This is a genomic window from Marinobacter denitrificans (genome assembly GCF_008795955.1).
In the GTDB taxonomy this organism is placed as follows: Bacteria; Pseudomonadota; Gammaproteobacteria; order Pseudomonadales; family Oleiphilaceae; genus Marinobacter; species Marinobacter denitrificans.
The window spans coordinates 1,085,544-1,100,056 of the sequence record NZ_VMHN01000001.1 but is presented as its reverse complement, the minus strand read 5'-3'; the positions used below and the strand labels follow the sequence as shown (position 1 = coordinate 1,100,056).

The window sequence follows — 14,513 nt, the reverse complement described above, 5'->3', positions numbered from 1 at the left end:
TTTTGTTTTTCTGATTTATTGTTCGGGATATTTAATGCCGCATCGTGCCCATCTGTTCTCTCTCCGGCTTGCCCACGCGTTCCGTGAGGCGTGTATCGACGAGCGCTATAGCACCAGACGCCTTGGCCGCGATGTTATGGCAGGCGTCACGGTGGGTATTATTGCCATTCCCCTGGCGATGGCGCTGGCCATTGCCAGCGGCGTGCCGCCCCAGTACGGGCTCTACACAGCATTCATTGCCGGGTTTGTAATCGCGTTAACCGGTGGCAGCCGTTTCAGTATTTCCGGCCCCACCGCCGCCTTCGTGGTGATCCTCTATCCCATTGCCCAGACCTACGGCCTCGGTGGATTGCTACTGGCTTCGCTGATGTCCGGTGTGTTGTTGCTTATCATGGCATTCATGCGCCTGGGGCGCTTCATTGAATACATCCCCGAAGCAGTCACTCTCGGGTTTACCGGCGGCATTGCCGTGGTGATCGCTACGCTGCAGGTGAAGGACTTTTTCGGGCTGGGTATCGAGCAGATGCCCGAGCATTACTGGGACAAACTGGCGGCGGTTGGTCAGGCCTTGCCCGGGCTGGATGTCATGACCATGCTTGTGGCGCTGGCCACGCTGGCGGTAATGCTGCTATGGCCCCGTTTTAAAACACCGGTACCGCCGCATCTGCCGGCAGTGATCATTGGCAGTCTCATGGCGATGGCGCTGAACGCCAATGGTACGGCAATAGACACCATTGGCTCGCGGTTCAGTTACCTGCTGGCGGATGGGTCCATCGGGGCAGGTATTCCGCCTTTCCTGCCGGAGTTTGCATGGCCCTGGAATCGCCCGGACGCCAGTGGTCAGCCCCTGGGAATCAGTTGGACTATGGTCCGGGATTTGTTGCCGGCCGCTTTTGCCATTGCCATGTTGGGGGCTATTGAATCGCTGCTGTGTGCCGTGGTTCTGGACGGTATGACCGGCAAGCGGCACAGTGCCAACAGTGAATTGCTGGGGCAGGGCATCGGTAATGTGATCACGCCGTTTTTTGGGGGTATTACGGCAACCGCCGCCATTGCACGCTCGGCGGCTAACTATCGTGCGGGCGCCGAGTCGCCGGTGTCGGGCATGGTGCACGCGCTGGTTGTTCTGATGGCCCTGGTGTCGCTGGCGCCACTGCTGGCCTACCTGCCGATGGCGGCAATGGCGGCATTGCTGGTGATGGTGGCGTGGAATATGAGCGAAGCCCCCAAGTCACTCCACCTGCTGAAGACTGCCCCACGCAGCGATATCCTGGTCTTCGTTACCTGTTTCTCGCTGACCGTCCTGCTGGATATGGTCATCGCCATCACCACCGGGATACTGCTGGCGGCGGTGCTGTTCATGCGCGAAATGGCCCAGATGACGAGGGTGACAGACATCACCGACAGCAAACGAATGGCCGGAGCCAGCCTTCCTGACGGCTGGCAGGTGTTCAAAATCAACGGCCCGCTCTTCTTCGCCGCCGCGGACCGGATCTTCGGGGAACTGGCGCAACTGTCTGCCAGCGCCCGCGGTTTTATTCTCTACATGGACGGAGTGACGATACTGGACGCCGGAGGGTTGTCTGCACTGAACAAACTGATCGGTACCTGTCGGGCCGACGGAACCCAGGTGGTCATCGCGGATCTCCAGTTCCAGCCGTTGCGAACGCTGGCCAGGGCCGGTGTCAAACCGGAGGAAGGCGTGGTCCGGTTCTATCCCACCCTTGATGAAGCGGTTAGAAGGGAAAGTCGCCTCGCCCCTACATAGGCCAGTGCAGTTGCAGATTGCCGCCACCAAAGGCGGCCTTATGCAGATAGACGGTAGGTGCCAGCGTCAGAATCGCCCCTTCTTCCCGGGACAGCAGAATCTCGAAAGGTAATGCAAGTTTGCCGGTAAACGCCCGGTAGTCTTCCTCATCGCTGCCCGAATCCATCTGATCTATATCCGGAAAGCTCAGGTAGATCGCAGGTTTCAGGGTAACGGCCGGCGCCAGCGCCACACTGAAGTGCCCGGACAATGTTGGCTCCTTCCGACGCAGGTCCTCGATATCATCAAGATTGCGCCCGGTATACCCTTGCTCCCTCAGATAGAAATAATGAACGCCGAGACCGGGTTGCAGGCGGTAGCGGTGGTAGACTGCTTTCGCCTCAAGCTTTACATGGTCGCGGCTGGTCGGGATGGGGGCTGCGAGCTCGTCCAGGTCGTAATGCCGGCGGGTATGTTCTCCGCTCAGGGTCAGCCGAAGCCCCCAGTGGCCGAAGCGGTTCCGGTGAGTCAGGGCGCCCCGTATGGTTTCGTTTTCCACCACGAGGCCTTCCCTTCGGCTGTCAAAGGTCGACGGAGGGGAATAAGTGAGAGAAGCCGTGGTGCCACTTTGCTGATGCTGCCCCGCTGGACGGTGCCATTGCAGGAAGTAGCTTTGCGCAGAATCCACAAAGGCATCGTCGCTGTTGGTTTTATCGTTAAAGTAGAGATCCGGCAATATCCAGCTGGCGTGGAGCCAGGCCCCATTGGAAAATGTGTGCCGGCCGCTGAGATATACATCTGAGCGGGATTTGTCGGCAAATACGTCGCCCTGAAGCCATACCTGGGTAGCGTCAGTTAACTGGTGACGAAACCCCACCAGCTGGCGCTCGTAGATGCCGTCAAAGTCTTCACTGCGCTGGATATCCAGCAGAAACCCCTGTCGATCCTGGTTAAAGCCATAATCCTGTCGGAAGCGGAAATCCAGATAGAGGCGCCGGCTGCCGACGCTGCCCCCGGTGCCACGTATGCCATTATCAATAACGGAAGGGGCAGGCTGGCTGTGCGCATAAGACAGTTCATGGAGGTAACGTTCTTCATTGGCCGTTGTTTCGGCCCCGAGAACAACAGCGTCTTGCCGCCACGGTTGTGGCAGGTGATTGAGTTCGGCCGCCAACGTCGCTGGCATTAGAAGAGTAATGCCAATAGTGATCATCAGGCTGGTACGCATCGCAGTTCCCGGTCAGATTGTTGGTGCTGCACACATTTTTACCCATCTCCGGCTTACCTAATAGGCTATGCTACGGACATTTCGGGCCCGCTCAAAAGGATGATCATGCTCCCCTTTCGTTTTGTCGACCGTGTCAAATTCATTGTAGAACGACAGCTTGTCAAAGGTGCCGGTTTTCAGCTGTTGGTAGTGGGTATCTTCATCGGCATGATTTCCCTTATTGGCGGCCTGCTGGTTATTCCGTTTGGTGCGCCGTTCGAGGACGTGGGCGACGCCATCTGGTGGGCCTTTCTGCGGCTGACAGATCCGGGCTACCTGGGGGACGATGTAGGCAACTGGCAGCGGCTGGTGTCCACGATACTGACCATCAGCGGCTATGTGGTCTTCATGGGTACCCTGGTGGCTATTCTGACCCGCTGGCTTATTGCCAAGATGACGGATCTCGAGCGGGGGCTGACGCCGGTCACTCTGAGAAACCATATTGTGGTCCTGGGCTGGACCAGCCAGACCCTGCCTCTGCTGGTAGAACTTCTGGGGTCCTCGGGCCGTATGCGACGCTTCCTGGAAAAACACGATACCAGCCGGTTGCGCCTGGTTGTGCTCTCGGAAACGGCGTCCGCGGCGCAGGTTCACGAATTACGCACCGAGCCCGGTATTGGCCGCAAGGCGCGACAGGTGATTCTCCGGTCCGGTGCGGCCATACAGCCGGACGCACTGCAACGGGTGGCCTGTCTGGATGCCTCCGCTGTTATTGTGCCAAGTGCGGCCCATGAGGCTGGCAGTCTGGTGACGTCGGATGTGGAAACGGTCAAGGCACTGCTCTCCATCGCGGCGCAGGCACGGCACCTGGGTGCGCCGTTGCCGTTTGTCGTGGCCGAAATTCAGGACATACGCAAACATCCCGTCATTGAGCGTGCCTACCCCGGTGAGGTGGAGGTGGTTGCCGGGGACGCGACGATCAGCAGGCTGATGGTCCAGAACATCCTGCACCCGGGGCTGTCAGAAATCTATAATGAGCTGCTCACCGCCGGAGAGGGGTGCGAAATCTATATCCGGGGGGGCGAGACCGTGGCGGGGCTGACGCTCGCAGAGCTGGCCTCCCAGCGGCCCAAGGCTATCGTCCTGGGCCTCCTCAAACCGGATGACAGGGGCTGGATTGTGCAGATGCCAACCGCCTCTGACACGCTGATCGCCGCTGAAGACCGGGTTGTAATGCTGGCGCGGGACTACGCTGAAACTGAGCCCGATGCCAGGGCCACGGCGCTGCAGGTGATCAATCGTGGGCAGCCCGTTGTCCGTTCAGTGACATTTTCTGAACGAGCACACCGGGTTCTGGTGCTGGGGTGGAACCGGCGCGTGCCCAGCCTGATCAGCGAGTTCTCCAGCTACCACCGTATGCGGTTTGAGGTGGACATTGTTTCGGTGGTACCTGCCTCTGAGCGCCAGCAGGAAATCGAACGGTACATGGGCGAGCAACTGGATGTGCTCTGTCGCCACATCGAGGCGGATTACATGGTGGAAGGTGAACTCAGGCGAGTGGGCCCACTGAACTATGATTCCATCATGCTTGTCAGCAGTGATCGCCTCGCTTCCGGTGAGGAAGCGGATGCCCGGGCGATGGTGGGCTATCTTCAGTTGGAAGACCTGTTAAGTGAGGGAGGGCAGAGGCCCCAGCTGATCATGGAGCTGAGCGACCCCGACAACCGTCACCTGCTTGCCGGTCACCAGAGTGAAATGATGATCAGCCCGATGATCGTCAGCCATGTTCTTGCGCAGGTGGCGTTGCGGCGGGAGTTGCGGGTGGTGCTGGATGACCTGTTTACCGTGGGCGGGGCCGAGATTCAGTTCCGCGACCCCCATGATTACCCGCTACCAGCCAGTGCAGACTTTCAGGTATTGGAGAAAGTCGTAGCTGCCAAGGGTGAAGTGGCGCTGGGTGTCTGGCGTGCTCACGCCAATGCGCGTGGCCACCATGTGACCCTCAATCCAGCAAGGGATGAATACCTTGATCTGAATGCGTCAGACCGGTTGATCGTGCTGTGTAATTCGTGATTCCGCCCCGATTTAATCAATGGTGTCCAGCAGCGCGGCCATAATATCGTCCATGGTAATGAATCCCACCAGATCGTTATCTCTGATGACCAGCAGACGCTTCACTCGATGCTGGCTCATCAGGCTGGCGGCGTAGCGGATGCCCAGGTGTTCACCAACACTGATCACCGGTTTGGCGCAGGCGTCGTACACATTGAGCAGATCAATATCGCCATCCTCGGCAATCACCGTCTTGAGTACATTGGTGTAGGTAATCAGGCCATAGGCATCGTGTTCATTCTGTTTTTCCACCACCAGCGATTTCACCTCGTGCCTTTTCATCAGCGACAAGGCGTCACGGAGGCTGGCAAACGGGGATACATTGATGGTGTCCCGAATCATCACATCCTTGACCAGTTTCATACCGGCTCTCCCATTACAGTGAGTCTTTTACGTGTTGCTCGAACTTTTCCACCTGTGACAGGTCGATCCCTCCGAGGTGTTCCAGTGGCAAGGTGAACACCAGCCCCTGGGAGTCATTTTTCTCCGGCATCAGGATATGCTGGATGGCTTTCAGAATATCGAGTGAAAGGCCCTTTTCCAGCACCATCAACAGCACACTCTGGCTGCCATCGTAGGTCAGGCCAAAAAAGGTTTTCCTGGCGGTATTGCTGATACCGCGTCCGGCGAGGACTGTGACGCCGCCAGCTCCAAGATCCCGGGCTGCGTCAATGCAGTCCTGTTCCTGATCTTCCGGCACGATAGCGACGAGTACAGAGAATTTCATATGGACAGTTTCCTTCGTGCAGCTATGTAGTCACCGATAATGGCATAGGCCATTACTGTGATGATGGGGAAAATCGAGGCAAAGGCAATCAATCCGAAGCCGTCGATGAGGACACTCCGCCCCTCGATATTTCCGGCAAGGCCAATGCCAAGCGCTGTGACCAGGGGTACGGTAACCTCGGATGTTGTCACCCCACCAAGATCATAGGCCAGTGCAATGATATAGCGCGGGGCAATGGCGGTCAGCAGTATCACCACCAGGTACCCCCCCATGATGTAGTAGTGGATAGAGTCACCGACAATGATCCGGTGAACACCGACGGTGATTCCGATGGCCACCCCCAGGGCGACGAACAGGCGAATCGCATTGCCGTTAAGGGTGCCGGCAGCCGCTTCCTCTGCCTGTTGCCCTATCGCAATTAGTGCCGGCTCCGCCATGGTAGTTGCGAACCCGATCATGAACGCGAACAAATAGATGAACAGGAACCCGTCGAGGCTGATCAGTTGTTCTGCCATGCTGGTGCCGATGGGAAACAGCCCCAGTTTCAGACCGACCACAAATGCATAGAGGCCCAGTACGACCAGCGCAAAACCAAAGAGAATCTTGCGGGGGTTGCTCAGGCCCCGTCGCAATACCAGATACTGGAAAACAAGGATGGTAAGGATAATGGGCAACACGTCCCGCACCATCTCGGCCAGCTCGAGCAGCATCTTCACGGGACCGTAGGTGGGAGAGGGCTCATTGTCGGTGTTTATCAGTAACTCGCCCTCCGGCTGCTCCCCCGAATAGACCAGAATGCCGTATAACTGAACCGTTATCATGGGCACCATTACCGCGAGAGCCACCAGCCCGAAACCATCGGTGAGCGGATTGCGGCCACGAATCGACGCCGCAAGACCTATTCCCAGGGCGGCGACCAGAGGGACCGTCACCACGTTGGTGGTGACGCCGCCGGAGTCATACGCCAGGCCGACGATTTCCTCAGGCGCAAACCAGGTGACAATCACGACGGTAATGTACCCTGTAATCATGAACCAGTGCAGCGGGTAGCCCATGATCGTTCTGAATACACCCAGGGCAACCACGAAGCCCACCGACGTCGCCACGAGCAGCCTCAGGGTAAGGGCATCAATCCTCCCGCCGCTGATCTCCTGTGCTTGTTGTGCCACTGCAATCAGGGCCGGTTCTGCCACCACGGCGGAAAACCCCAGGGCAAACCCGAACGTGAGAAGAATAGGCAAGGAGCCACGGCGGGCAAACTGATTGGAAAGGCTTTTTCCCACCGGGAAAATACTCAGCTCCAGCCCCTGAAGGAAAAGCGCGACGCCAACGGCCACAACCAGCAGGCCAAAGGCCATGCCGAGGGTGTTTTCCGGGACCTGTTGTAGCACCACAAGCTGGAAAAACACCACAACCACGACAATTGGGAGGAGGTTTTTCAGAGCGTGCAGAAGGGCGTGGCCAAAAGCCTTTATATAAAACACCGGGGCCTGTTACCTGTGTCGTGATCTGAAGCGGTTTGCTGCCGGATTCTGCATGGTAGCACCCGCGGCGGATGCCTGCGTGATGCAACTCAAGTTTGATGTTTATCAGTATTCACTTAAAAAATGCCGAGTATAGATAATATAAATTTCAATTATAAAATCAAACCCACTAAAGTAACCGTCAATGTCAGCGGGCTGGTTGTTTTTTGAACGGACGCTGGCTCACTGAAGTTGCTTTTATACTTCATAAAAGAGCACCTCAAACCTTAAAGACAGGACTGAGATCATGCCATACGCAAATGACGTTGACGCCATTGCTTCCATTCTGAAGCAGAACCCCACCTGGAATGCCATCAAGCCTGAGCACGCGGCTCGCATGCGCGCCCAGAACAAATTCAAGACTGGCCTGGACATCGCCAAGTACACCGCGAAAATCATGCGCGAAGACATGGCGAACTACGATAAAGATACTTCCCAGTACACCCAGTCCCTGGGTTGCTGGCACGGTTTTATCGGCCAGCAGAAGATGATCTCCATCAAGAAGCACTTCGGTAGCACCAAGCGTCGTTACCTGTACCTGTCTGGCTGGATGGTTGCTGCCCTGCGTTCCGAATTCGGTCCGCTGCCTGACCAGTCCATGCACGAGAAGACGGCTGTTTCCGGCCTGATCGAAGAGCTGTACACCTTCCTGCGTCAGGCGGACGCCTGGGAACTGAACCACCTGTTCCGCGCTCTGGAAGAAGCCCAGCAGGCTGGCGACAATGCCAAGGCTGATGAGCTGATCAAGCAGATCGATAACCACGAAACTCACATCGTGCCGATCATTGCCGACATCGACGCTGGTTTCGGTAACGCCGAAGCGACCTACCTGCTGGCCAAGCAGATGATCGAAGCCGGTGCCTGCTGCATCCAGATCGAAAACCAGGTATCTGATGAGAAGCAGTGTGGTCACCAGGACGGTAAGGTAACCGTTCCCCACGCCGACTTCCTGTCCAAGATCAACGCTGTTCGTCTGGCATTCCTGGAGCTGGGTGTGGACGACGGCGTTATCGTTGCCCGTACCGACTCTCTGGGTGCTGGCCTGACCCAGAAGCTGGCCGTAACTGAAGAGCCGGGTGACCTGGGCGACCAGTACAACAGCTTCCTCGACGGCGACTACATCGAAAAGCCGGAAGACATCAACAACGGCGACGTGGTGATCAAGGCTAACGGCAAGCTGATGAAGCCCAAGCGTCTGCCTTCCGGTCTGTTCCAGTTCAAGCCGGGCACTGGCGAAGACCGTGTAGTTCTGGACTGTATCACCAGCCTGCAGAATGGTGCGGACCTGCTGTGGATCGAAACCGAGAAGCCTCACGTTGGTCAGATCGCTGCCATGGTTAACCGCATCAAGGAAGTGGTGCCCGACGCCAAGCTGGTTTACAACAACAGCCCGTCGTTCAACTGGACACTGAACTTCCGTCAGCAGGTATTCGATGCCTGGAAGGAAGAAGGCAAGGACGTCTCCGCTTACGAGCGTGCCGACCTGATGAATGCCAAGTACGACGAAACCGAGCTCGGCAAGCTGGCCGACGAGTGGACTGCGAACTTCCAGCGTGACGGTGCCCGTGAAGCCGGTATCTTCCACCACCTGATCACCCTGCCGACGTACCACACCGCGGCCCTGTCTACCGACAACCTGGCCAAGGGTTACTTCGGCGACGAAGGCATGCTGGCCTACGTTGCAGGTGTTCAGCGCAAGGAAATCCGTCAGGGTATCGCCACAGTGAAGCACCAGGACATGGCCGGTTCCAACATCGGCGATGACCACAAAGAGTTCTTCGCAGGTGACGCAGCCCTGAAGGCTGGTGGCAAAGACAACACCATGAACCAGTTCTAAAGAACGGTTCGGTTGTCACTGAAGCGGGCCGACAGGCCGGCTTCAGAGTCCAAAACCCCACCCTGTGTGGGGTTTTGCTTTTTTTACATCGGCATTATTGCCCAAGTTTCTGAATTTAATTAATAAACGTTTATTCTCGCCTGTTTTCCCGCTGCTTCTGTTTCATCCATGAAACAGTTCCAGGTTTTACTGAATGCCCCCCGGTTTCCTTTGTGACTAGAAAGTCTTTTGTAAACAGAAAGTTGTAGGTTTTTTGTGAGTCTTGGCACGGGAATCGCTCTACATCCCTGGCGGGTCTGAACCTTGGCTTACCGAAGGCTAGCGGTTTTAGTCGGATCCCTCCAGAAGCCAATAATCGAAAAGGAAGCGACACTATGAATACCAGGAAAAATTTGCTAGCAGCTGCCATTGCAATGAGTCTGGGTATTACCGGTTTGGCCTATGCCGATCAGGGCGGAGACGGCGATCCGAATACTAACGCGGACAATACCTCCACAGCCAACAACGACCAGTCCGGCAATACCGATTCCGGTAATGACAACTCTGATAACACCAACAACTCGGACAATTCCGATAACTCCGATAACAGTACCGACGTGGCGGACTCTTTCAAGATCGCCGACAGCGGCAATGACAATTCGGATAATACGGACAACTCCGATAATTCGGACAATTCGGACAATAGCACCGACGTTGCCGACTCGTTCAAGATTGCTGACAGCGGCAATGACAACTCGGACAATTCCGACAATTCTGACAACAGTGATAATTCCGATAACAGCGACAATTCGGACAATTCGGATAATTCAGACAACAGCACCGATGTGAGTGATTCGTTCAAGATCGCTGACAGCGGCAACGATTCGTCTGATAATTCGGATAACTCGGATAACTCCGACAATTCCGATAACTCACTGGCTCTGGACCTGGATGTGTTCCTGAACAACGCCGATCTGGACGGCAGCGTGACTGGTACTGCAACCACGTACGGTACTGTCAACGGTGATGGCTCTTACACCGAGGTTCGTAACACCAACGAAATTTCTGGTGGCTCTGCGAACTACACGGGTGTCGGGGCATTTGCCCAGAATGCAGGCAATGGCAGCGTTACACAGGCGAATGTCAGTGTAATGTCCAACCTGTCCACCGGTAGCGGTGCGGGTGGCACCGAGTAAGGAATCCCGGCCGCATCTTTTTCGGGTGCGGCCTGGTTATTCCGGGAGAACTGCCATGGGTTGCGTCATCAGATGGAAACTGAAGGCTGCCTTGCTGGCGTTAATGCTCGGGGCAACGGGATTGGTATCGGCCGAGGAGTGGATGGATGCCACCCCGTTATCGGCGGATCAGCTGGCGGACTCAAGCGGTCGCCAGGGCGTTCCGATGCAGTGGCAGATTAACGATAACCAGCAAAATGCCAATGTGTCCGATAACCTGTTGTCGGGAAATGTTGTCACAGGTGATAACAGTATTTCCGACAACGCGTTCGGCAACATGAGCGGAGTTGCCACGGTTATCCAGAACACCGGTAACCAGGTAGTCATTCAGGACAGTACCCAGATCAACATACTGCTTAACCACTGACGGAGGTGGGCCATGGCCACGAAGGTTCTTGTTGCAATCTGCGCGAGTGCCGGGCTGCTATGGTCCACTGCCTTTGCCGGCCCGGTGGGCTCGGTAACGGTGCCGGGGATTGGTGGTGATATCCGGCTCAACGTGAACAGTTTCGAGAACCGGCGGTTTGACAGCGTCATGCGCCAGCAATACGACTTCAGTTGCGGCTCAGCGGCGGTCGCTTCGTTATTGTCCTTTCACTACGAAGACCAGGTCACAGAGCACGATGTCTTCATCGACATGCTCGCGCGGGCAGACGAGAAGAAGGTGCGCCAGCATGGTTTTTCCATGCTTGATATGAAGAACTATCTGGAGTCCCGGGGGTACCAGGCCGATGGTTTTCGCATGCCGTTGACCGGCCTGAGGGAGAAAGTGCGCTTACCGATGATTGTGCTGCTGAACATTGAGGGCTTCCGGCATTTTGTCCTGATCAAGGGGATCAGTGACGACGAAGTCCTGATTGGAGACCCGGCACGGGGTCTGAAGATTTATTCTTACGCACAGTTCAGCGAGTACTGGAACGGCACAGCCTTCATTATTCGCAGCCATCTTGACCGGGGGCGAGACGGCTTTCTGGGCGATGGACATTGGCCCCAGGTAGCCAGGGCGCCGCTACAAAAAGGCCTGGGCGGTCCTTCCCTGGGCCACACATTGCCCTACTGGCCCTCCTCAAGGGAATGGTGATGATCATGATGGTCCGTACGCACGCGGTCGCTATAGTGGTTAGCGCATTTGCAGCGCTTTCGCCGGGTGTCCAGGCAGAACTGGCGCTTGGGGTCGAACCCCTGAGTGATCCGCAGCTGTCTGAGTACCGCGGGGGCTTCCTGACGGATAGCCTGGAGATCAGCATCGGTCTGGAGCAGGTGGTGGGAATTAACGGTGACACACTGGTCATCAATCGTCTGACCATTCCCAATCTGAACCAGACCGTGAACGACCGTTTGGTTGACCACCAGTTGGAAACCGTCGTCGAGGTTATCAGCGCGAACCGAAGTGGCGGTGCGCGAGTATCGAGTAATATGGCAGGGCCGGGCGGCTGGATGACGGTGGTTCAGAACAACCTCGACAGCACGGTGATACAGAACATGCACCAACTGAATATTGAGCTGAACAACCTGGGCGCCGGAAATCAGTTGCCGGCGAGATTCAGTGACCAACTGGTTCAGTTGCTGGGTCGCTGACCCTACTTTCTCCTTCACGCCCTCCTTACAGGCTGATAGGGAGCTTCAGGGTGATCTCGCTGTTGGGTGCGTTTTCCGTGACCCCGACGCTCACAGTCAGGCTCAGGCTTGTGGACTGAGTCAGCCGCTGCGACAAGCCGAAGGACAGTGACCCGATCTGAATGCGGTCAAAGTTGGATGCAAACAGATCGTTGTTCCTTTCGAACGTTGTTTTCCGGATGATTGAATGGTCATAGCCCAGACTAAAAGAAGTGCGGTCGTTGAAAGCAAATCCCATCCCGAAGCCGAAGCGCACGATGTCACCTGGGTCAACCGTACCGCCATTTTCGACGCCCTGGTCCTCTTCAAGGGTCCAGACATAACTCAGGTTTCCGAACAACACGGCCGGGTCCGTCGGGTAGATAAACGAAAATCCCGGTTCGAATGACCAGAAACCGGAACCGGTCGGGCGATTCTCCAGTTCAATACCTATCGGGTTGCCCTGATTGTCCCGGATGATTCTCTGATCCACGTCGTATGGGCCCTCTCCGGTTGGCGCTTTTACCCGCATCGCGCCAATAACGTACGGCCAGCCACCCAGCCCGTCGGTTAACTGATAGCGGGCCGAGAGTTCAACGTCGCCCAGGCCCTCGCCTGAAGATTCGCGCAGTGTATCTACCGGTGTGCCCTGGAACACGTCGCGCTCTCTCAGGTCTTCATTGATGCTGAGGTAGGGCACACGAACCGCTGCCTCAAGTTTACTGGTGAAGCCGTACTTCAGGGACATTGCGCCCACAAAAATATCTCGCTGGATTTCCGAAATATTGATCAGCCCGATGAGCAGGGCGGGTATTACCGTATAGCCTTCCACCGCCACCGCCGTTGAGTTGCTGTGGGCATGAGAAAAAGACGGCTCAATCGTGAACCGGCCCGGCCGGGTAACGATGCCCCGGTCCGCGGTAATCGAGGCGATGTCGGTCGACGGGTCGTGCTCCTCCTCGGGCGCTGTTATCGCTGCGCTATCTGTGTGGTTGTCCGCCTGCGCAACCCCTGTAAGGAGTGGTGTGGCTACCGTTAACAGGGGGAAGAGCCAGAACATCTTTGAAGCCATGGAAAATCTCCTTTAGTCTCTCTTCGAAGGCGAGACGGAGGTTCTGTGGAGGACCTGATGCTTATCCATCAACCGGTAGAACGAGACTCTCGAAATATTGAGCAGTCGGGCCGCGGCGGAAATATTATTCTGAGCCAGTGCCAGGCTTACGGAGATCGCCCGGCGATCTGCCTGTGAACGGAAGGCATCCAGCGACAATTCCTGGGTCTGGCTTTGATCGTTTGAGGGTGTCTGCCCGAATCCCATATCAGCCGGTTTGATTACAGGCCCCTCCCCGAGCAGCATGGCCTGACGAATCCGGTTCTGGAGTTCTCTGAGGTTGCCCGGCCAGCGGTGCTCGGCGAGGCAGATTGTTGTAGTGTCAGCCAGGCGTCTGGGCCCTGCGGACGAGGGGGCTGCCGAGAGTATCCGGTTTGCCAGCAGAAGAATGTCTTCCTTGCGATCCCTCAGAGGGGGTAAAAGCACATGCAGGCTTCCGAGCCGGTAAAATACATCACTGCGAAAGCGGCCGGAGTTGACCAGCTGTTCCAGAGGGCTGGAGCTGGTGGCGATCAGGCGGGCGTTCACTTCTATGGGGCGACGACCGCCAATGCGTTCGATCTGACCTTCCTGGAGAAAGCGCAGAATGGCAGATTGCTGCTCACCGGAGAGTTCATCTACGCCGACGAGTAGCAGTGTGCCGCCGTCGGCGCTTTCAATTCTGCCCTTCTGGGCACTCATGGCGTTGGTGAACGAGCCTTTTTCATGACCGAACAGTTCGTTCTGCGTGAGGGAAGGCGGCAGGGCTGCGCAGTTGATGACGACCAGAGGTTTGTGCTTTCGCACCGAGTTGTTATGAATGAATTTAGCGGCGGTTTCCTTACCGGTGCCATTTTCACCGTAGATCAGCACAGGTTCTTCGGTGTGTGCGAACTTGCAAAGCAGTTCCCTTGTCTGGCTGATAGCAGGGGATTCGCCTTCCAGGGCGACATCATGATAACTGAGAGGTGTGTAGCCTGATGCTCTTGCATGGAGTTCGGACATGCCCCACAGATGGCCAAGTATCCCCTGGAGCCGGTCAGGCTGGAGCGGTAAGGTGTGGTAATCCTCGCAATACCGGTTGATGAGCCCGCAGATTTCCGGATGATCAATCTGCCCCGGCTTTAGAATGGCAACCCAGTGCTCGACCCCGAGCGCTTCCAGCCAGCTGCTTGCAACGGCCAGTTGGCTGCCGGAAAGTTCGCTGGCATCGAATACCCCAACCCAGGCATTTTTGCCAGGGATAGCGCCCTGACGTAGCTCGGCATCAATAGTTATGGGGGTCAGCCGCCACTCCCGCAGCTCCGCCGCTTGAGTGGAGAATCCGGAGTGTTCGGCTGACAGCCAAACGAGCGGTCGTTTTTCCTTCATGCGACTCTCCTTGAGCTCGGGCCGGGAAAACGGACTGCTAAACGTTTATTGGACTCCTGGAAGGCTGGAATGGCTTGATCCAGTCACTG

At 56.6% G+C, this 14,513-nt stretch carries 13 protein-coding genes; 7 read left to right on the top strand and 6 right to left on the bottom strand.

Translation table 11 applies throughout. From position 1 onward, the window contains the following. Nucleotides 1-34: 34 nt before the first annotated feature. Complete coding sequence (gene dauA / locus FO268_RS05125; protein ID WP_150990405.1) at nucleotides 35-1,768, top strand: C4-dicarboxylic acid transporter DauA; 1,734 nt, start codon at nucleotides 35-37, stop codon at nucleotides 1,766-1,768. Here the strand turns inward: dauA and FO268_RS05120 are convergent. Then, nucleotides 1,761-2,975, bottom strand: coding sequence for a hypothetical protein (locus FO268_RS05120; protein WP_150990403.1), 1,215 nt, complete (start codon nucleotides 2,973-2,975; stop codon nucleotides 1,761-1,763). The two genes, dauA and FO268_RS05120, sit on opposite strands and share 8 nt — an antisense overlap. 105 nt (nucleotides 2,976-3,080) lie before the next feature. Here FO268_RS05120 and FO268_RS05115 point away from each other — a divergent pair, with 105 nt between their 5' ends. Beyond that, nucleotides 3,081-5,027 (top strand): CASTOR/POLLUX-related putative ion channel, encoded by a 1,947-nt coding sequence (locus FO268_RS05115; RefSeq protein WP_150990401.1) that lies wholly within the window; start codon nucleotides 3,081-3,083, stop codon nucleotides 5,025-5,027. Nucleotides 5,028-5,039: 12 nt separating this feature from the next. Here FO268_RS05115 and FO268_RS05110 read toward each other — a convergent pair whose 3' ends face one another. Genes FO268_RS05110 through FO268_RS23200 form a run of 3 tightly spaced genes read right to left on the bottom strand, consistent with a single transcriptional unit; the run spans nucleotide 5,040 to nucleotide 7,277 of the window. Further along, nucleotides 5,040-5,429 carry a CBS domain-containing protein gene (locus tag FO268_RS05110; protein ID WP_150990399.1) on the bottom strand — a complete coding sequence of 130 codons (390 nt, stop codon included), beginning with the start codon at nucleotides 5,427-5,429 and terminating at the stop codon, nucleotides 5,040-5,042. Between the two features lie 13 nt (nucleotides 5,430-5,442). Further along, a complete protein-coding gene (locus FO268_RS05105) occupies nucleotides 5,443-5,793 on the bottom strand; it encodes a transcriptional regulator (RefSeq protein ID WP_150990397.1) in 351 nt (116 codons plus the stop codon). Beyond that, entirely contained in the window at nucleotides 5,790-7,277 is a 1,488-nt protein-coding gene (locus FO268_RS23200; RefSeq protein WP_150990395.1) for a DUF1538 domain-containing protein, read from the bottom strand. Before FO268_RS23200 ends, FO268_RS05105 begins: the two co-directional genes overlap by 4 nt. A gap of 286 nt (nucleotides 7,278-7,563) precedes the next feature. On the opposite strand from FO268_RS23200, the gene FO268_RS05095 reads away from it, so the two are divergent. The 5 genes from FO268_RS05095 (at nucleotide 7,564) to FO268_RS05075 (ending at nucleotide 11,945) form a co-directional block, all read left to right on the top strand. Beyond that, the gene (locus FO268_RS05095; RefSeq protein ID WP_150990393.1) at nucleotides 7,564-9,153 is read left to right on the top strand and encodes an isocitrate lyase; all 1,590 of its coding nucleotides are present in this window, start codon (nucleotides 7,564-7,566) and stop codon (nucleotides 9,151-9,153) included. A gap of 374 nt (nucleotides 9,154-9,527) precedes the next feature. After that, the gene (locus FO268_RS05090; RefSeq protein WP_150990391.1) at nucleotides 9,528-10,328 is read left to right on the top strand and encodes a dentin sialophosphoprotein; all 801 of its coding nucleotides are present in this window, start codon (nucleotides 9,528-9,530) and stop codon (nucleotides 10,326-10,328) included. 55 nt (nucleotides 10,329-10,383) lie between these two features. Further along, complete coding sequence (locus FO268_RS05085; protein ID WP_150990390.1) at nucleotides 10,384-10,734, top strand: hypothetical protein; 351 nt, start codon at nucleotides 10,384-10,386, stop codon at nucleotides 10,732-10,734. A gap of 12 nt (nucleotides 10,735-10,746) precedes the next feature. Beyond that, a complete protein-coding gene (locus FO268_RS05080; protein ID WP_150990388.1) occupies nucleotides 10,747-11,448 on the top strand; it encodes a C39 family peptidase in 702 nt (233 codons plus the stop codon). 5 nt (nucleotides 11,449-11,453) lie between these two features. Continuing rightward, entirely contained in the window at nucleotides 11,454-11,945 is a 492-nt protein-coding gene (locus tag FO268_RS05075; protein WP_225316501.1) for a hypothetical protein, read from the top strand. A 25-nt stretch (nucleotides 11,946-11,970) separates the two neighbouring features. Here the strand turns inward: FO268_RS05075 and FO268_RS05070 are convergent, their stop codons facing one another. Together FO268_RS05070 and FO268_RS05065 are read right to left on the bottom strand one after the other, a co-directional pair. After that, nucleotides 11,971-13,035: a transporter gene (locus FO268_RS05070; RefSeq protein WP_191966839.1), complete on the bottom strand. Its 1,065-nt coding sequence runs from the start codon at nucleotides 13,033-13,035 to the stop codon at nucleotides 11,971-11,973. 12 nt (nucleotides 13,036-13,047) lie between these two features. Beyond that, nucleotides 13,048-14,424, bottom strand: coding sequence for a sigma-54 dependent transcriptional regulator (locus FO268_RS05065; protein WP_150990386.1), 1,377 nt, complete (start codon nucleotides 14,422-14,424; stop codon nucleotides 13,048-13,050). Nucleotides 14,425-14,513: the final 89 nt, after the last annotated feature.

Excerpts from the sequence above, each read along its gene's own strand:
- dauA (WP_150990405.1), top strand. The coding sequence starts at position 35 with ATGCCGCATCGTGCCCATCTGTTCTCTCTCCGGCTTGCCCACGCGTTC.
- FO268_RS05120 (WP_150990403.1), bottom strand. The coding sequence starts at position 2,975 with ATGCGTACCAGCCTGATGATCACTATTGGCATTACTCTTCTAATGCCA.
- FO268_RS05115 (WP_150990401.1), top strand. The coding sequence starts at position 3,081 with ATGCTCCCCTTTCGTTTTGTCGACCGTGTCAAATTCATTGTAGAACGA.
- FO268_RS05110 (WP_150990399.1), bottom strand. The coding sequence starts at position 5,429 with ATGAAACTGGTCAAGGATGTGATGATTCGGGACACCATCAATGTATCC.
- FO268_RS05105 (WP_150990397.1), bottom strand. The coding sequence starts at position 5,793 with ATGAAATTCTCTGTACTCGTCGCTATCGTGCCGGAAGATCAGGAACAG.
- FO268_RS05095 (WP_150990393.1), top strand. The coding sequence starts at position 7,564 with ATGCCATACGCAAATGACGTTGACGCCATTGCTTCCATTCTGAAGCAG.
- FO268_RS05090 (WP_150990391.1), top strand. The coding sequence starts at position 9,528 with ATGAATACCAGGAAAAATTTGCTAGCAGCTGCCATTGCAATGAGTCTG.
- FO268_RS05085 (WP_150990390.1), top strand. The coding sequence starts at position 10,384 with ATGGGTTGCGTCATCAGATGGAAACTGAAGGCTGCCTTGCTGGCGTTA.
- FO268_RS05080 (WP_150990388.1), top strand. The coding sequence starts at position 10,747 with ATGGCCACGAAGGTTCTTGTTGCAATCTGCGCGAGTGCCGGGCTGCTA.
- FO268_RS05075 (WP_225316501.1), top strand. The coding sequence starts at position 11,454 with ATGATGGTCCGTACGCACGCGGTCGCTATAGTGGTTAGCGCATTTGCA.
- FO268_RS05070 (WP_191966839.1), bottom strand. The coding sequence starts at position 13,035 with ATGGCTTCAAAGATGTTCTGGCTCTTCCCCCTGTTAACGGTAGCCACA.
- FO268_RS05065 (WP_150990386.1), bottom strand. The coding sequence starts at position 14,424 with ATGAAGGAAAAACGACCGCTCGTTTGGCTGTCAGCCGAACACTCCGGA.